18 protein-coding genes are annotated in these 18,538 nt (G+C 34.6%); 13 read left to right on the top strand and 5 right to left on the bottom strand.

Annotation, left to right across the window (positions count from 1 at the left end):
• The first annotated feature begins 231 nt into the window (after nucleotides 1-231).
• The 3 genes from AABM59_RS08490 to pepT all read left to right on the top strand — a co-directional run bounded on the left by AABM59_RS08490 (nucleotide 232) and on the right by pepT (nucleotide 3,030).
• Entirely contained in the window at nucleotides 232-909 is a 678-nt protein-coding gene (locus AABM59_RS08490; RefSeq protein WP_338408536.1) for a hypothetical protein, read from the top strand.
• 356 nt (nucleotides 910-1,265) lie between these two features.
• Entirely contained in the window at nucleotides 1,266-1,490 is a 225-nt protein-coding gene (locus AABM59_RS08485) for a hypothetical protein (protein WP_338408535.1), read from the top strand.
• A gap of 295 nt (nucleotides 1,491-1,785) precedes the next feature.
• Complete coding sequence (pepT, locus tag AABM59_RS08480) at nucleotides 1,786-3,030, top strand: peptidase T (RefSeq protein WP_338408534.1); 1,245 nt, start codon at nucleotides 1,786-1,788, stop codon at nucleotides 3,028-3,030.
• Between the two features lie 107 nt (nucleotides 3,031-3,137).
• Here pepT and yajC read toward each other — a convergent pair whose 3' ends face one another.
• Complete coding sequence (gene yajC, locus AABM59_RS08475; RefSeq protein ID WP_338408533.1) at nucleotides 3,138-3,419, bottom strand: preprotein translocase subunit YajC; 282 nt, start codon at nucleotides 3,417-3,419, stop codon at nucleotides 3,138-3,140.
• Between the two features lie 31 nt (nucleotides 3,420-3,450).
• Nucleotides 3,451-4,362, bottom strand: coding sequence for a transcription antitermination factor NusB (gene nusB, locus AABM59_RS08470; protein ID WP_338408537.1), 912 nt, complete (start codon nucleotides 4,360-4,362; stop codon nucleotides 3,451-3,453).
• A 156-nt stretch (nucleotides 4,363-4,518) separates the two neighbouring features.
• Between nusB and AABM59_RS08465 the strand changes: the two genes are divergently transcribed.
• Nucleotides 4,519-6,279, top strand: coding sequence for an ABC transporter ATP-binding protein (locus AABM59_RS08465; RefSeq protein WP_338408532.1), 1,761 nt, complete (start codon nucleotides 4,519-4,521; stop codon nucleotides 6,277-6,279).
• Nucleotides 6,280-6,349: 70 nt separating this feature from the next.
• Nucleotides 6,350-6,730 (top strand): PUR family DNA/RNA-binding protein, encoded by a 381-nt coding sequence (locus tag AABM59_RS08460; RefSeq protein WP_338408531.1) that lies wholly within the window; start codon nucleotides 6,350-6,352, stop codon nucleotides 6,728-6,730.
• A 93-nt stretch (nucleotides 6,731-6,823) separates the two neighbouring features.
• Here AABM59_RS08460 and AABM59_RS08455 read toward each other — a convergent pair whose 3' ends face one another.
• Nucleotides 6,824-8,362 carry a carboxypeptidase gene (locus tag AABM59_RS08455; protein ID WP_338408530.1) on the bottom strand — a complete coding sequence of 513 codons (1,539 nt, stop codon included), beginning with the start codon at nucleotides 8,360-8,362 and terminating at the stop codon, nucleotides 6,824-6,826.
• A gap of 59 nt (nucleotides 8,363-8,421) precedes the next feature.
• Nucleotides 8,422-8,757: a tRNA-binding protein gene (locus tag AABM59_RS08450; RefSeq protein WP_338408529.1), complete on the bottom strand. Its 336-nt coding sequence runs from the start codon at nucleotides 8,755-8,757 to the stop codon at nucleotides 8,422-8,424.
• Between the two features lie 110 nt (nucleotides 8,758-8,867).
• On the opposite strand from AABM59_RS08450, the gene AABM59_RS08445 reads away from it, so the two are divergent.
• Nucleotides 8,868-9,428: a thioredoxin family protein gene (locus AABM59_RS08445; RefSeq protein ID WP_338408528.1), complete on the top strand. Its 561-nt coding sequence runs from the start codon at nucleotides 8,868-8,870 to the stop codon at nucleotides 9,426-9,428.
• Nucleotides 9,429-9,503: 75 nt separating this feature from the next.
• Here AABM59_RS08445 and AABM59_RS08440 read toward each other — a convergent pair whose 3' ends face one another.
• Nucleotides 9,504-10,436: a peptidylprolyl isomerase gene (locus tag AABM59_RS08440; RefSeq protein WP_338408527.1), complete on the bottom strand. Its 933-nt coding sequence runs from the start codon at nucleotides 10,434-10,436 to the stop codon at nucleotides 9,504-9,506.
• A gap of 119 nt (nucleotides 10,437-10,555) precedes the next feature.
• Here AABM59_RS08440 and trmD point away from each other — a divergent pair, with 119 nt between their 5' ends.
• From trmD to rlmF, 7 genes are all read left to right on the top strand, one after another.
• Entirely contained in the window at nucleotides 10,556-11,233 is a 678-nt protein-coding gene (trmD, locus tag AABM59_RS08435; protein ID WP_338408526.1) for a tRNA (guanosine(37)-N1)-methyltransferase TrmD, read from the top strand.
• Between the two features lie 165 nt (nucleotides 11,234-11,398).
• On the top strand, nucleotides 11,399-11,749 hold the full coding sequence (gene rplS / locus AABM59_RS08430) for a 50S ribosomal protein L19 (protein WP_338408525.1): 351 nt from the start codon (nucleotides 11,399-11,401) through the stop codon (nucleotides 11,747-11,749).
• A 255-nt stretch (nucleotides 11,750-12,004) separates the two neighbouring features.
• Nucleotides 12,005-13,228: an NADP-dependent isocitrate dehydrogenase gene (locus AABM59_RS08425; RefSeq protein ID WP_338408524.1), complete on the top strand. Its 1,224-nt coding sequence runs from the start codon at nucleotides 12,005-12,007 to the stop codon at nucleotides 13,226-13,228.
• 130 nt (nucleotides 13,229-13,358) lie between these two features.
• Nucleotides 13,359-15,740, top strand: a complete 2,382-nt coding sequence (locus tag AABM59_RS08420; protein WP_338408523.1) for a carboxypeptidase-like regulatory domain-containing protein — start codon at nucleotides 13,359-13,361, stop codon at nucleotides 15,738-15,740.
• A gap of 4 nt (nucleotides 15,741-15,744) precedes the next feature.
• Complete coding sequence (locus AABM59_RS08415; RefSeq protein WP_338408522.1) at nucleotides 15,745-16,566, top strand: DUF4249 domain-containing protein; 822 nt, start codon at nucleotides 15,745-15,747, stop codon at nucleotides 16,564-16,566.
• Nucleotides 16,567-16,670: 104 nt separating this feature from the next.
• Entirely contained in the window at nucleotides 16,671-17,333 is a 663-nt protein-coding gene (locus tag AABM59_RS08410) for a thiamine diphosphokinase (RefSeq protein ID WP_338408521.1), read from the top strand.
• A gap of 129 nt (nucleotides 17,334-17,462) precedes the next feature.
• On the top strand, nucleotides 17,463-18,419 hold the full coding sequence (rlmF, locus tag AABM59_RS08405) for a 23S rRNA (adenine(1618)-N(6))-methyltransferase RlmF (protein ID WP_338408520.1): 957 nt from the start codon (nucleotides 17,463-17,465) through the stop codon (nucleotides 18,417-18,419).
• Nucleotides 18,420-18,538: the final 119 nt, after the last annotated feature.

Here is an 18,538-nt window from a genome sequence, read left to right as displayed (position 1 = left end):
AGATTGGAGCCATTTTATGGCACCTATATACAAGTTGGCGGTAATTGCACTAAAACAAAATTGAAAATAAAAGGAAAATGTTGTTATTAAATAGCTGGAAAGGGGAAAATGGTTCTAAAAATTCAACGTACGTGTATATTTTTAAAGATTCAATAATTTAACATCATGTCGCACAGGGAAAAAATACTAAATAGTCTAAAAAAGCACGGTGACGTCAGGCAAGTACAAAGATTGGATGACATTCCAGCGACCGATTATGTCTACACTGTAATTAATGGTGACAATGTCTTGCAAATTGGAAAATCCAGTCCAGGAAACAGAGGCCGCCTCAAGCTGCTTTTTAATGGTAGCATTCTAGGTAAACATAACAAGGCCTTTATCTGCGGCCTGTACCCATCTCTCGTGGCTTCTGATAATGAGTATTATGCCATCGCTCTAAAAGAAGGCCATGACAAGTCAATAGTCGAAAGCGCCATTCATAAAGATATGGGCATCACTACAAACGTAGAGGCTGCTACTTTCATTGATGACATAACCAATGAAGGTATTCCTGAATTCCATCTCTTACTTTGGGAAAGATTCAAAGAGCATCCTAGGTACGAACAAATGGATGCAATCGAAAAACTTATGGCACTTGAACTATATGAGCTGGTCACTTTTGGAACCAGCCAAATCACTCGGACTAGTGGTAAAATAAAGCCCAGTAAGCAGGCTGACAATCTTGAAGGTAATATCCTCAAGTGTTTAGACAAGCTATACCTCACCACCATCTGGCTCAAGATGTGCAACAGCTACTTTCGTTACGGCAATGCCCACTCCATTTCTAATGCTGAGTTTCAGGCAGCCAAAGAAAAATACCAGTATAAAGAGCGTAGAGTTCCATTTCAAGTGTTTGGTGAATCTAGGTAAAACAGATGTATAAAAATTTGATTCATTACAATTATGAAATGGGTCTCAACATAATTCAAGAATAGATTCAATTAGAGCGTACATGAAGTTCTTATTAATAATGTATAAAACAAAATGATAAAACTACCGCCAACAAAGCCTAAACTGCATTAAAACGCCGTTTAGCCAAAACCGATGGTAGGCAATCCCTCCGGGCTTGCCTACCATCGGCCCCCGGCTACGCCGGCGATGACGTCCGCCCCTTTCAGGGACTGCCGACATCACCGCCTTGGACGCATTCCTTTCGGGAGAAAACTCCCTCAGGAACGACGACCAAGCCGGGGGCCGACGTTAAAATAAAACTAAAAATTTAACAAATGGAAAAAAAATGGATACTATTAATCGCAATACTGATTTTCTTAATATTCACTTTTCTGTTTTGGAGGCTGACTAGTGGTTATGCTAAAAAAGGATATGGTACAAAGATTTGGAATCTTTGGCCAACCAGATTATACTATTGGCAAGCTGCAATTTTATATAGTATTGGATTTACAGCTATAACAATGTTTCTTTTAAAATGGGGAAATGTTTTGAAGTTTTAGAAGTTTAAAACAGAATGACATAACTTGAAGTCGCAACCGATTTTAAAACTTTTGCTGAATCCGAAAAATATGCCACGGTTGACGGACAAACTTTAAAAATCAAAAACAAAATCAAAAACTAATATTGGATATACCGATTGGGATAAAGGGAGTCAATTTGGTGTTATGCTTCAAAATATGTAAAATTTTGAAGAAATAATGTGCTTATCTACTTCTAGAAAATTCTATATATAAGTTGTTCTTTTCCGGAATTTCACTCCTGAAAAATTGATTATATTTGTATAAAAAATATAAAATGCAAAATATCATTGACCGCTTCATTAGTTACGTAATTATTGACACCGAATCCGATTCGAATTCAAAAACAACTCCCAGCACAAAAAAACAATGGGTTCTTGCCGAAAAGCTAGTAGAGGAATTAAAAGCCATCGGAATGCAAGAGGTAACCATTGACAAAAAGGCTTATATAATGGCGACTTTGCCTTCTAATGTTGACCACGATGTGCCAACAATTGGATTTATTTCGCACTTTGATACCACGCCAGATTTTACAGGTGCCAATGTAAAGCCACAAATTATTCCGAATTATGACGGCAAAGACATCATTTTAAATGCCGACCAAAATATTATTTTATCGCCAAAATATTTCAAGGATTTATTGCAATACAAAGGACAAACTTTGATTACAACAGACGGAACCACACTCCTTGGCGCAGACGATAAAGCCGGAATCACCGAAATTATGACCGCAATGGAATTCCTGATAAAAAATCCAGAAATAAAACACGGAAAAATAAGAGTTGGATTCACACCCGATGAAGAAATTGGTCGTGGCGCACATCATTTCGACGTAGAAAAATTTGGATGCGATTGGGCTTACACCATGGACGGAAGCCAAGTGGGCGAACTCGAATATGAAAATTTTAATGCAGCTGGAGCTAAAATTACTTTCAAAGGAAAAAGCGTTCATCCTGGTTATGCCAAAGGGAAGATGATAAATTCGATGCTTATTGCTACTGATTTTATCAACGAATTACCAAAGGGTGAAACTCCACAAGAAACAAGAGGTTATGAAGGTTTTTTTCATGTACATCATTTAACAGGAAGCATCGAAGAAACCATTTTAGAATTAATTATTAGAGATCACAGCAAGAAAAAATTCGAAAAACGCAAAGAATTAATTGCCAAAATCACCAAGAAATTGAATAAGAAATTTGCAAAGCAATTTGGCGAAGACATTGTAATTAGTGAAGTAAAAGACCAATATTACAATATGAAAGAAAAGGTTTTGCCTGTAAAACACATAGTTGATATTGCCGAAATTGCGATGAAACAATTGGGAATTAAACCACTCATAAAACCCATTCGTGGTGGAACTGATGGTTGCCAATTATCGTATAAAGGTTTGCCATGTCCAAACATTTTTGCCGGAGGACACAATTTTCACGGAAAATACGAGTATGTCCCTGTCGAAAGTATGCAAAAAGCAATTGACGTGATTGTAAAAATCGCGGAGTTAACAGCTTTAAAAGAGAAATAGAAATAATTTACCTTAAAAAAACCGCAAATTTGCAAATTAGATCAAATGATTTGATATCTATAATTTGCAAATTTGCGGTTACTATTTTTTCTGAATCTAATCCAGAATTATTTTTTGTTCAACGTGGCGCTCATTTCCATAGAAATAGCAGAACGCTCCATTTTAAGTTTTCCAGCCATAGTTTCGATTACAACAGTTGTATCAGAAAGCTCAGCAACTTTTCCGTGAAGTCCACTTTTTGTGATGACTTTGTCACCTACTTTTAAAGCGCTTTCGAAAGCTTTTTCTTGTTTGGCTCTTTTTTGTTGTGGTCTAATCATAAAGAAATAGATTACCACAAACATTAATAAAAACGGTGCAAATTGTCCTAATTGTCCTAATCCTTCCATAATTTTAATCTTTTTTTGTTTATTATTTATATTACATTAATCCACGACCCACTTTAATAATCCTATTGTTGGCCTGTAGTTCTTTTACTAAATTGTCTAAAATTCCGTTGATAAAAATACTGCTTTTTGGCGTAGAATATTCTTTGGCAAGCTCTAAATATTCATTTAAAGTTACTTTTACAGGAATCGAAGGAAATTTCAAGAATTCGCAAATCGCCATTTTAAGAATAATGGTGTCAATTTCTGCAATTCTATCGCTATCCCAGTTAGGGGTTTTGTCTATGTATTCTTTCGCTAATTCTGATTCGTTTAAGGCTGTTTTTCTATATAAATCCTTGACAAAATCCCTATCTTCATTGTCTTTATATAATTTTGGAACCCTGAAATTTCCTTCTTCAACAGGTTTTATAGCTTTTAATTGCTTAATAATCTCTGTATTTACTAAAGGAATATCGTCAACCCAAGTCAACTTGTTATCTTCTAAATATTCATACAGTTTGTCATTGGGAACAATAACATCCATAAACAAATTAACAATAAATTCCTTGTCTTCTTCAAAAGTATTAATGGCATTACTCATGTATTTTGCGTACAATTTACTTTGCTTTATGTCATTAAGAAGAATTAGAATGTAATCATCGTTTAACGTCCAATTGTTGATTTTACGGTTTTCCAATGCCGTACTTAGAGAATTATTTTCGGCAAGAATTTGAAAAATACTATTCTTGATAAACTTCTCGTTTGGTTTGCGTTCCTGAGGAGTGGCAAGATGTTTTTGACTTGATTTATGCAAAAAGATGGTTTCTTTTTTACAAATTTCTATCAACGATGAAATCATAATAAGATATAAATCTTGGATGGCATCAATACTGTGAAAAAGAAATTTTTCTTCTTTTTCTAAATCATCTGATCCATTTTGATGCATCGCATAAATGGATTGCATGACCTTAACACGAATATGTCTTCTATTTACCACCTTGTAAGAACTTTTATTAATTAGTTGGCAAAAATATGAATTTCATTTTTTAAAATATAATTAAACTTGAAAAATATCTTAATTTCATCTTACCTTTGAATTTCTAAAGAATCTTTAATCCACATGAAAGAATTAAGTTACTTAAATAAATATTTCGTCAAATATAAATTCAGTTTTTTGCTGGGCATTTTTATAACCATTATTGCCCAGATATTTTCTTTGTTTACACCAAAATTAATCAGCAAATCATTTAAAATAATTGAAAGTTTTTCCACAGACAATACTACTGGAAAAGCTATTGTTCAACAGGAATTAATTTCAAACATTTTATGGATAATTGCCACGACAATGATAGCTGGTTTTCTTTCCTTTTTGATGAGACAAACTCTTATTGTAATGTCACGTCATATCGAATTTGATTTGAAAAATGAAGTTTTTAGACAATATGAAAATCTTTCGCAGAATTTTTACAAACAAAATCGAACTGGAGATTTGATGAGCCGGATTAGCGAAGATGTTTCAAAAGTAAGAATGTACGTGGGGCCTGCGGTGATGTACTCTATAAATACGTTTGTCCGATTTGCCATCGTGATTATATATATGTTCAACGTTTCGCCACGACTAACTTTTTACACCTTGATTCCTTTGCCTATTTTGTCTTATGCTATTTATAAAATAAGTTCAGAAATCAACAACAGAAGTACAGTTTTTCAACAATATTTATCCAAAATTTCCAGTTTCACCCAAGAAATATTTTCGGGAATTCGGGTAATTAAAGCCTATTCATTAGAAGACCAATACCAAAAAAATCTTGGAGAATTAGCCAATGAAAGCAAAAGCAAGAGTTTAAATTTGGCAAGAATACAGGCATTATTTGGACCCCTGATGATTGCACTTATCGGAATTAGCAACTTGATTGTTATTTATTTTGGCGGATTAATGTACATTGACGGAACCATAAAAAGTATTGGAACCATCGCTGAATTTATCCTATATGTAAATATGCTTACCTGGCCAGTGGCTTCCCTAGGTTGGGTTTCGTCTATGGTTCAAGAAGCAGAAGCTTCTCAAAAAAGGATTAATGAATTCTTAAAAATCGAACCCGAAATACAAAACAAGAACCCCGAAAAATCAATTATAGAAGGTGCCATTTCTTTCGAAAATGTTTGTTACACTTACGAAGACACGAATATAAAAGCACTACAAGGCGTTAGCTTTAAAGTTAATAAAGGGGAAACTTTGGCTATTTTAGGAAAAACAGGTTCTGGGAAATCAACCGTCATTTCACTAATTTCTCGTCTGTACGAAGTAACCGAAGGGCAAATCACCATTGACGGAAACGAAATTAGTAAGATTAACTTATCCGATTTGAGAAATAGCATTGGAATCGTGCCACAAGATGCTTTTTTGTTTTCAGACTCTATTAAAAATAACATCAAGTTTGGCAAAGAAGAGGCCAGTGATGAGGAAGTTGAAGCTGCTGCTAAAAGTGCCGAAGTTCACGATAATATTATTGGTTTCAACAAGCAATACAATACAATTCTTGGCGAAAGAGGAATCACGCTTTCTGGCGGACAAAAACAACGAGTTTCTATTGCTAGGGCAATCATTAAAGACCCAAAAATATTACTTTTCGACGATTGTTTGTCAGCTATTGATACGGAAACCGAAGAAGCTATTTTGAATAATTTACAGGGGATTTGCAAGAGCAAAACAACCATTATTGTGAGTCACAGAGTCTCTTCAGCTAAAAATGCAGATAGAATTATTATCCTCGATGAAGGGAAAATAATCGAACAAGGCTCTCATAATCAATTGATAAATAAAAATGGCTATTATGCCGCCTTATATTTGAAACAACTTTCTGAAAAAGAATTGCAATAATAGTTGTGTAATACAACTATTTTTTAGATTTTTGATTACTGCTTAACAACACACACTTGACAGAAAGATTATGAGAGAAAATGATATGTTAGAAAAAGAAGAGATATTTTCTAAAGTTTTACGAGCTGGAAGAAGAACCTATTTCTTTGATGTAAGAGCCACAAAAGCGGACGATTACTATATTACCATTACTGAAAGCAAAAAATTTACCGAAGCCGATGGTTCTTTTCACTTCAAGAAACACAAAATTTATTTATACAAAGAAGATTTTACCTCTTTCGCCGAAATTCTTGACGAAATGACTTCCTACGTTTTGAACCATAAAGGCGAGGAAGTAATCTCTGAAAGACACCAAAAAGATTTCAAAAAAGAATACACTTCTGACAAAACAGAAGAAGATGAATTACCTTCAACATCAAGTTTCACTGATATCGAATTTGATGACATTTAATTAGCATACAAAACCAAAAAACTAACCAAACCAAAAAAGTCCAGAAATCTTTCGATTTTTGGACTTTTACTTTATAATTCGGTCGTTACTTTTTTAATATTTTGCGGGTTGACCTGGTTTTTGCAAGGATTCTTTAATAAACTGTCTAATATCCTCATTAGCATTTATTAAATCTTCATATCGAAGATACATCATGTGCCCGCTGCGATAGCCTTTCCAGGAAATCCGTTCTTTCAATTTGCCACTAGGATCCATTTGCCAAAGATTATACTTCGCATTAAAGTAATCACAAGCTCCATCATAATAACCTGATTGCACCATTAAATGCATATATGGATTTTGTGCCATCGCTTTGCGTAGATTTTCACCCGTGTTATCGCCCGTATTATCCCAAGGACGAACTGCCCCGAACATATTGTATTTTAAATCCGTTTTAAAATTCAAATTATTACGAAGATAGATGTTGATTGCAGGCGTAAATGAATGAAGCCAAGAAGTTAATTCTGGATTAAAATCAGGACTATCGCCAGCGGCTTTAGCATCAATACCTCTATAACGCGAATCTAAACGACCAATTGTAAATCCTTTATCACGCAATAATTCCTTCCAAAAATAATTTAATGGAACGTTCAAGTTATTATCCAAAATTACTTTTTCAGATAAACCAGAATAGCGAGACATCCTTGCGGCAATTTCATTCCGTTTTTGATCTTCTAGAAAACTTCCTTTACTTATGGCTGGAAGAAGTTCATTTATAGTGAAATTCTCCACTTCTGGTAACATGTCGGTTAAGTCTTTATTCTGTAAATCAGAAGCTAACATTTTATGAAACCAAGCAGTGGCTGCAAAATAAGGCAGTTTTAGTGCTGCTTGAGAAGCAACGCCGCGTTCAATTCCTAATGTTGTAGGAGAAACTAAAATAATCCCATTAAGATACATCCATTCATTTTCTTGTAATTCAAGTGCAAGTCCTGAGACCCGTGTAGTTCCATAGCTTTCGCCAATAAGATATTTAGGTGAAGCCCAACGATTATTTCGGGTTACAAAACTATTGATCCAATCTGCCAAATATTTAATATCGGCATTGACCCCGAAAAATTTTGTCTTTGGAATGTCTTTACTAATAGGTCTAGAATAGGCGGTATTAACTGGATTAACAAAAACAATATCGGCAACATCAAGAATGGATTCCGGATTTTCTTTAATTCCGTAGGGCTGAACCGGATACCCCTCATCGTCAATATTAAGCAAATGGGGACCTGTATAAGCAATTTGCATCCAAACAGAAGCAGAACCTGGTCCACCATTAAATGAAATAATCAAAGGACGCGTGGAACGGTCTTTAACATCCGAACGTTCATAATACGTATAAAACAAACCTGCTATAGTCTTACCTTCTTCGTCCCAAACCGGCATTGTTCCAGTAATAGCTTGAAAAGGAACCCGTTGACCTTTAATTGTAGTGATGTGTTGTGTAATTACATTTGAATCAGGATTGAATTTAATATCTGATTCAAAACTTGCTTCTTTAGCCGCGGGAACTTTTGCCGCTGCTGCTTGGTTTTTAGACTCTTGTGCATAAGCCAAGGATAAAAAACCAGTAAAAATAAAAGAAATCAACAATTTTTTCATAATGGTATTTGTTAGCTATTATTTATAAATGTATTCTTCAAAATATTCGTGAGTACTTATTAACCAATTCGCAAACCATTTTCTATCTTAAAATTGGGCGCTAATAAAATAACATCCCCATCCTCTCCCATTGCTCCTAAAATAAGACATTCGCTCCAGAATTTTCCAATTTGCTTTTTGGGAAAATTTACTACAGCAACAATTTGTCTTTGAATTAATTCTTCTTTTTGATAGCGTTTAGTGATTTGCGCCGATGTTTTTCGAATACCAATTTCAGAACCAAAATCAATCGTAAGTTGATAGGCGGGCTTTCTTGCTTCAGGAAACTCATTGACTTCCAGTATTGTACCCACACGCATTTCTACTTTTTCGAATTCAGTCCAAGTTAAATCCATTCAAAATTTAAGGTTTTAGTATTAAAATTTATGGACTAAATTACTGTTTTTTGCCTAAAAAACAATCCTTTTTTAGTAACTTTAAACTTTAAACACAAAAAACACAATTTATGTCACGGACCCCATCGAATATGCTGGAACTTGAAACAATTGCTCCTGAGTTTTATATAAAAGACACCGCTATTGACAATGCTTATTTCTCTTTTGCGGATATAAAAGGAGAAAAAGGAACTTTGGTAATGTTTATTTGTAACCATTGCCCGTTTGTGCATCACGTTATTGATGAAGTAGTGCGAATTGCAAATGATTACAGAGTGCAGGGTCTTGGCGTTTTAGCAATTTCCAGTAATGATGTCATAAATTTTCCACAGGATTCCCCTGAATTAATGACCGAATTCGCTTTCGAAAACAATTTTGAATTTCCCTATTTATACGACGAAAGTCAGGAAGTAGCAAAAGCATATGATGCTGCCTGCACGCCTGATTTCTTTTTATTCGACAGACAAAATAAATTAGTTTATCGCGGTCAACTTGATGACAGCAGACCAGGAAACGGAATCCCGTTGAGTGGAAATGATTTGCGTGGTGCGATTGACAGCGTTGTTTATAACCGAATTAGCAATCCCAATCAAAAACCGAGTATTGGATGTAATATTAAGTGGAAAAAATAAAAGTTTTCTAAAAAAAAAGCTTCCAGCCTTTGAAAGACTGGAAGTTTTAAAATAAGATTGCTCCTTATATTAAGATTATTTTACGTCCATTAATTCAACGTCAAAAATCAAAGTAGCGTTAGGTGGAATTGCTCCTCCAGCTCCTGCAGGACCGTAGCCTAAATCGGATGGAATTACAAAACGAGCTTTATCTCCCACTCTTAACAAAGCTATACCTTCATCCCAACCTTCGATAACTTGACCTATTCCTAATTTAAATTCGATTGGTTTTTTTCTTGGATAAGAAGAGTCAAAAACTTTTCCGTTCTCTAATGAACCTTCATAATGAACAGCAACTGTTTTCCCTTTTTCGGCTTGTTTTCCATCGCCTTTTTGGATGAATTGGTAACGCAAACCGCTTTCTGTTTTTTCGAAACCAGCAGCCAATTTTTCCATTTTTGCTTCCGATTCTGCTTTTAAAGTTGCTTGTTTTTTTAAACGAGCTCCTTTTAAACCAACATAAGCTTCAATTGCATTCCAATTTTTAGCTTCCTCACCTACTCTAATAATTTCAAGCGTTTCTAATGTATCGCCTTGAGCAATTGCATCAACAACACCTTGACCTTCAATTACATTTCCAAAAACGGTGTGTTTATCATCTAACCAAGGTGTTGCCACGTGCGTGATAAAAAATTGAGATCCGTTTGAACCTGGACCTGAGTTTGCCATAGACAATACACCTGGCGTATCGTGACGCAAATCTTGGTGAAATTCATCATCAAATTTGTATCCTGGATCTCCAGTTCCAGTTCCTTGAGGACAACCCCCTTGAATCATAAAATTCGGAATTACTCTATGAAAATTTAAACCATCGTAGAATTTAACTCCTTGAGGTTTAATTTTATTTTCCATATTTCCTTCGGCAAGAGCTACAAAGTTTCCTACAGTTCCTGGTGTTAAATCATGTGATAGTTTTACTAAAATTGCACCTTTTGTGGTGTTGAATTTAGCGTATATTCCGTTTTCCATTTTTTATTTTTATTTATTGAAATGCAAATTTACGAATTAAATAGAGAATTTGAAAATTTGGAAACCTTGAACTTTTCAATCTACAAAACTTCGTACCTTTGTAACCTAGAAAATAAATTATGCGCATCGATATTATTACCGTTTTACCTGAATTATTACGAAGTCCGTTTGAGGCTTCGATGATGAAACGTGCTATTGACAAAGAAATCGTAGAAGTACATTTTCACAATTTACGGGATTACACAACTAACAAGCAGAAGAGTGTAGATGATTACCCTTATGGAGGTGGTGCCGGAATGGTAATGAATATACAACCTATTGATGATTGTATAACCCATTTGAAAAGCGAAAGAACCTACGACGAAATCATTTATATGTCGCCTGACGGAGAAACTTTGAATCAGAAAATGGCCAATACCATGTCGATGTATGAAAATATAATCATTCTTTGCGGACATTATAAAGGTGTAGATCAACGCGTTCGTGATCATTTTATCACCAGAGAAATCTCGATTGGTGATTATGTTTTAAGCGGTGGCGAATTAGGTGCTTTGGTTTTATGCGATACTTTAATTCGTTTAATTCCCGGAGTTTTAAGCGATGAAACCTCCGCTTTGACAGATAGTTTTCAGGACAATTTATTGTCAGGTCCAATATATACAAGACCTGCCGACTACAAAGGCTGGAAAGTCCCCGAAGTTTTAACCAGCGGAAATTTTGCCAAAATCGATAAATGGCGTGAAGACATGGCTTATGAACATACGAAGAATCGACGACCGGATTTATTAGAAGAATAAGCCCCTTAACTCCCAAAGGGGAAACTAAAAGTTGATGTAAAAAACTTTTTGAACTTTAAACTTTAAACTTTGAACATTTTTTTTTACATTTGCGCCCACATTAGACCAACCTCTGGCGAAAACCGTGAATGTTGCTCCGATTTAAAACCATAATTATACAATAAAATGGCAGATTTAATGAAATTCGTTAAAGACGAATTAGTTGCAAAAAAAGATTTCCCTGTTTTCGGAGCTGGTGATACCATCACCGTTTATTACGAAATTAAAGAGGGTGAAAAAACAAGAACACAGTTTTTTAAAGGTGTTGTTATTCAAAGAAGAGGTTCTGGAAACACAGAAACTTTTACCATTCGTAAAATGTCAGGTGCAATTGGAGTAGAGCGTATCTTCCCAGTAAACTTACCCGCTTTACAAAAAGTTGAAATAAACAAAAAAGGTGCTGTTCGTAGAGCTAGAATTTTCTACTTTAGAGAACTTACTGGTAAAAAAGCTAAGATTAGAGATAAAAGAAGATAGTCAAACATCTCTTTATAATAAAGTCCCGATGTTTTTCGGGACTTTTTTTTGATAAAAATTAGACTGTCGAATTCATAATTTGACAATAAAAATCATTCTATTTTTTTTATTCTCATTTATGAAAGCAAAAAACAAAGAATTCATAATTTTATAAGTGGGATTAATAAACTTAATAAAAACGCATTCCATTTTACGATAACGTTTTATTACCTTTGCCGCGCACATTATAAAATATAATATTTACATCAATACATTATGACAAAAATTAAAGTAGCTAATCCAGTAGTTGAATTGGATGGAGATGAAATGACTCGAATTATTTGGTCTTTTATAAAAGAAAAATTAATCCTTCCTTTCTTGGAATTAGATATCAAGTATTATGATTTAGGAATTGAAAGCCGCGAAGCTACTAAAGATCAAATAACGATTGACTCGGCGGAAGCCATCAAAAAATACAATGTTGGAATCAAATGTGCCACCATTACTCCTGATGAAGATCGTGTCAAAGAATTTAATCTTTCTAAAATGTGGAAATCTCCAAACGGAACTATTCGTAACATCGTAGGAGGAACCGTTTTCCGGGAGCCAATCATTATGAAAAATGTACCTAGATACGTTCAAGGCTGGACAAAACCAATCGTTATTGGTCGTCATGCTTTTGGAGATCAGTATAAAGCCACCGATACCGTTATCAAAGGAAAAGGAAAATTAACAATGACTTTCGTTCCTGAAGAAGGGGAAACCAAAACCTGGGAAGTTTATGATTATCAAGGCGATGGGGTTGCAATGGCAATGTACAACACCGATGAAAGCATATACGGATTTGCACATTCTTCGTTCCAAATGGCTTTGACTAAAAAATGGCCCTTGTTTCTTTCGACAAAAAATACGATTTTGAAAGCATATGATGGGCGTTTTAAAGATATTTTCGAAGAAGTTTTCCAAGGACATTATAAAGCACAATTCGAAGCTGTCGGAATTACTTACGAACACAGGCTTATTGATGACATGGTTGCATCTTGTATGAAATGGAATGGTGGATTTGTTTGGGCTTGCAAAAATTATGATGGCGATGTTCAGTCTGATACCGTTGCACAAGGATTTGGTTCTTTAGGCCTAATGACTTCTGTCTTAGTAACTCCTGATGGAAAAACTGTAGAAGCAGAAGCAGCACATGGAACGGTAACACGTCACTATAGAGAACACCAAAAAGGAAGAGCTACTTCTACAAACCCAATTGCTAGTATTTTTGCTTGGACTAGAGGTTTAGAACACAGAGGAAAATTGGACGGAAATCAAGAATTAATAGATTTTTGCCATACTTTAGAACAAGTTTGTATTGATACCGTTGAAAGTGGAAAAATGACTAAAGATTTAGCAATTCTAGTGAAACCAGAAGGAATGACAGAAGCTGACTATTTGACTACCGAAGCTTTCTTAGCAGCAATAAAAGAAAATTTGGAAGCGAAACTAGCTTAATTTTTTCTATTATAAATACTTCTAAAAAGACAACTGGAAGCAGTTGTCTTTTTTACTTAATAACATTTTAACACTTGTTAACTCTCGATATAGTTTTAAATTAGCGAAATTTGCAGTTAAAATTTCATCCATGGTTTTAAAGAAAATTCTCCCGTTATTTCTCGTTATAGTTTCGAGTCTGTCTTCTTTTTCTCAGGAAAAATTTACGCTTAGTGGAACAATTACCGATGCTAATAGCAACGAAACTTTGATTGGCGTAAATGTTTCGATTCCCGAATTAAAAACAGTAATTCCCACAAATGAATATGGGTTTTATTCGCTTACGCTGCCAAAAGGTATTTATAAAGTTCAGATAACTTCCTTGGGGTATCAAACTATAGAAGAAACCATAAATTTGAATAATAACATAAAAAACAATTTCAAACTTATTGGCGACGAAACCGTTTTACAAGAAGTCGTTATTCTTGACAATAAGAATGCTGCCGTAATTCGAAGACCGGAAATGAGTGTAAATAAACTCTCTATTTCAAACATCAAAAAAATGCCAGTTATTCTTGGAGAAGTCGATGTTTTAAAATCTATTTTATTACTCCCTGGAATTACTAATGCTGGAGAAGGCGCTTCCGGTTTCAATGTTCGTGGTGGCGGTGCCGACCAGAATTTAATTTTACTAGATGAAGCCACAATCTTTAATTCTTCCCATGTTTTTGGTTTATTCTCCGTTTTTAATCCCGATGCTATCAAAGATTTAAAATTATATAAAGGTGGTATTCCCGCTCGTTTTGGAGGAAGAGCCTCCTCGGTTTTAGATATTTACCAAAAGGATGGGAGCAGCAAAGAATTTCACGTAAATGGAGGAATTGGTTTGATTTCTAGCAGGCTTTTGGCTGAAGGACCAATCGTGAAAGACAAGGGTTCTTTTCTAATTGGCGGTCGGGCTTCCTATGCCCATTTGTTCCTAAAATTATCCGAAAAACAAAAAAATAATTCTGCCTATTTTTATGATTTAAACACCAAATTAAGTTACAAAATTAACCCAAACAACAATCTATACTTGTCGGGATATTTTGGTAGAGATGTTTTTTCTTTGAACAAGAGTTTTACAAATACCTATGGGAATTCTACCTTAAATCTGAGATGGAGTCATTTATTTTCCGATAAATTATTTTCGAATTTATCTCTAATTTACAGTGATTATTATTATGGTTTAAACTTGGATTTTGTAGGTTTCAAATGGGATTCGGGCATCAAAAATTACAATATTAAATATGATTTTAAGAATTATATTTCCGATAAATTCAAATTGAATTATGGTGTAAATGTCATTTATTATGAATTTAATCCAGGAGTTATTCAACCATCAAATCTGAATTCAGGTATTAATTTTCTACAATTGGACAAAAAATATGCATTTGAACCCGCTCTATACATCAATGCTGAACAGGAAATATCGCAAAAAATATCACTTTCTTATGGACTTCGATACAGCCAGTTTTATCGTCTTGGACAATCAACCCTGAATATCTATGCCAACAATAATCCCGTGATTTTCAATCCGGATATGCAGATTTATGAAAAAGCAACTCCTATTGAAACTAAATTCTACGGCAAAAATCAAGTAATTCAAAGCTATGGCAACTTGGAACCAAGATTTTCTATCGGATTTGAACTCCATGAAAACCAGTCTGTAAAGGCAAGCTACAATCGAATGGTTCAGTATTTACAACTCATTTCGAACACCTCGTCTCCTACTCCATTAGATGTATGGACACCAATCGATAATTTTATCAAACCGCAAATTGCCGATCAAGTGGCGTTGGGCTATTTCAGGAATTTCAAGGAAAATTTGTATTCCCTCGAAATAGAAACCTATTATAAAGAAGTGCAAAACCGATTGGATTATATTGACGGAGCCAATTTAGTTGCCAACAACGCCATCGAACAAGTTATCTTGAATGGACAGTTAAGATCATATGGTTTGGAAATTATGTTTCGAAAAAATGAAGGAAAATGGAATGGCTGGATTTCGTATACTTTATCAAAATCAGAACAACAAACCCCCGGAAGAACTCCAAGCGAAACAGGAATCAACAACGGAAATTGGTATAATTCTGTTTATGACAAAACACATAATATAGCCATCACAGGCTCTTATAATTTAAATAAAAAATGGTCTTTTGCTTCCAATTTCATTTACCAAACGGGTCAACCTGTAACGTACCCGAACGGCCAATATGAATATCTAGAAATGACCATTCCAAGCTATGGATTAAGAAATGAAAACCGCCTTCCCGCCTATCATCACTTGGATGTATCGGCTTCTTTGACACCTCACAAAAATGACAAACGAAACTGGAAAAGCGAATGGGTTTTTAGCATTTATAATCTCTATAATCGAAAAAATGCAGCATCAATAAATTTCAGACAAAATATCGACACTGGCGAAAACGAAGCTGTGAAAACTTCCATCTTTGGGATGGTCCCTGCCGTTAGTTATAATTTTAAATTTTAAGAAAATGAAAAAAGCAACCCTCTTTTTCGTGGTTTTAATTGCTATTCTCTTCAATAGTTGTGAAGATGTCGTTTCTGTAAATTTGAATACGGCTCCTCCAAAACTAGTTATAGAAGCCTCTATAAACTGGTTAAGAGGAACTGCTGGAAATGAACAAAAAATAAAATTATCAACGACTACTGACTATTACAGCAATGTAATTCCAAAATTTTCGGGAGCCACCGTATTTATCAAAAATGGCTTCAATGCCGTTTTTAATTTTGTTGAAAAACCCAACTCAGGTGAATATATTTGCAGCAATTTTGTTCCTATAATCAACGAAACTTATATCTTAACCATCATTAGCGATGGACAAACCTACACGGCCACCGAAACACTTAAGGCAGTTGCACCCATCACAAAAATCGTTCAAAACTACCAAGAAGGATTTAATGGAAGCACCATTGAAATTAAAGCGTTCTACAATGACCCTTCAAATGAAAATAATTATTATTTGTTCAAATACCTGTATTCAAACCAAGTGAAATCGAATTATAATGTAAATGAAGATACGTTTTATCAAGGAAACGAATTCTTCAGCATTTCCCGAAATAGCGAATTAAAAATAGGAGACACCGTGCAAATAAGCCATTTAGGGGTTTCAAAAACATATTACAACTATATGAGTGTTTTAGTAAGCCTTGCTGGAAACAGCGGAGGGAGACCGTTTCAATCTCCGCAGTCAACCATTAGGGGAAACATAATTAACACAACAAATATAGACAACTATGCCTTGGGTTATTTTTCTTTAAGCGAAGTAGATACCCGAAATTACGTAATACAGTAAGAATCATTTTCTATCCTGGCTAAAATAATTACGAATTAAAAATTACGAATTATGAAACACTATCTTTGCAATCGTAATTTTCAATTTGTAATTCATAATAAACTATGTCTTCACACCACATTGTTCGCGACGACCAAGAACCAGCATTAATAATAGCTAATGGTGCTTCCTGTAATATTGAATTGTTAGGGCAATTGCTCGAATGGTCACCTTTAGTAATCGTTCTCGACTCGGCAATGGATCGGGTTTTGGAATTGGGTATCAAAGTAGATGTTTTACTTGGTGATTTCGACCGAGGTTTTGATCCCAATTATTACAAGGAAAAACAATATCCACTAGAAATTGTCCACACTTTAGATCAAAACAAAACGGATTTAGAAAAAGCTTTCGACTATTTAATAGAGAGAAAAATTCCTGCGGTGAATGTGGTTTGGGCAACCGGGAAGCGAGCTGATCACACCATAACTAACATCACGAATATTACTCAATACAGGGACACCTTAAAGATTGTGGTTCTCGACGATCACTCCAAAATATTCTTATTGCCAAAAAAGTTCGAAAAATGGTATCCCGCAAATACGCCCATTTCATTGATTCCCATTGGGAATGTGACGGGAATTCATTCCAAGAATTTATTTTATCCTTTAGAAAATGACACTTTAACCATTGGCTACCGAACCGGAAGCAGCAATCACGTTACAGCAGATGGATTAGTAAGAATAGAACATAAAGGCGGCGACTTACTGTTGATGGAATGTTGGGATTAAATTTTAGATTGCAGATTTTTGATCCCATAAATCAATAATCTTTTTTATTTATCAACACCAAATCTAAAATCCGAGCTCTAAAATCTAAAATTCTTATTTTACAACTATCTTTGTCTCGAAATGGAAAAAATGAAACCGAAAACGATTACCGAAAAAACCAATTTACATCCCAGAAATCTGCATCGATTAGGATATAATTTTGAACAATTGATTGCCATTTATCCTGAACTGCAAAAATTTGTCGGCAACAATATACACAATCCAGAAGATTCGGTACAAACCATTGATTTCAGCAATCCCAAAGCTGTAAAAGCACTCAATAAAGCATTATTGATGGCAGATTACGACATCCAAAATTGGGATATTCCAGAAAATTATCTTTGCCCTCCAATTCCGGGACGAGTTGATTACATTCATTATATCGCTGATTTATTGGCTTCGACCAATAACGGAATTATTCCTGAAGGCGAAAACGTACAAGTTTTGGATATTGGTATTGGTGCCAATTGCATTTATCCAATTTTGGGAAATTCTGTTTATGGATGGTCATTCGTAGGAACGGAAATCGATGAAAAAGCCATTCAAAATTGCAAAAAAATCATTGAAGATAATCCGAAATTGATGGATGCAATAAGCTTGCAACTGCAAATAGAATCCCGTTTTATATTCAAAAACATAATCACTCCCGAAGATAAATTTGCTCTCACTATATGCAATCCTCCTTTTCATAATTCCAAGGAAGAAGCTACAAAAGCGGCTATTCGCAAAGTCAATAATTTAGAAAATACCCGAACTAAAGACCCAGTCCTAAATTTTGGCGGACAAAACGCCGAATTGTGGTGTGATGGAGGTGAATTCGGTTTCGTTACTCAAATGATTTTCGAAAGTGCCAAATACCCAATGCAAATCCTTTGGTTTACTACATTAGTTTCTAAGAAAGAAAATCTTTCTAGTTTTTACAAAACCTTGAATAAAGTAAATGTCGCCGAAGTAAAAACAATTGACATGGCACAAGGTCAAAAAACAAGCCGAATCCTGGCATGGACTTTCCTAACAGAAGCCCAAAAAAAAGCGTGGAAGTTTTAAAAATAACTAGTTCTCTGATTAATATTAAACTAATTTAAGCATTGTAAACTTGGTAACTTATTCGCTTATTTTTTATCAAAAAGTTATTAAAAAACAACATTTTTTTAACTTTATGTTTT

The organism is uncultured Flavobacterium sp. (assembly GCF_963925185.1).
Lineage (GTDB): Bacteria > Bacteroidota > Bacteroidia > Flavobacteriales > Flavobacteriaceae > Flavobacterium.
Note: the sequence above shows the minus strand (reverse complement) of the source record. Positions and strands in the feature narration are given on the sequence as shown.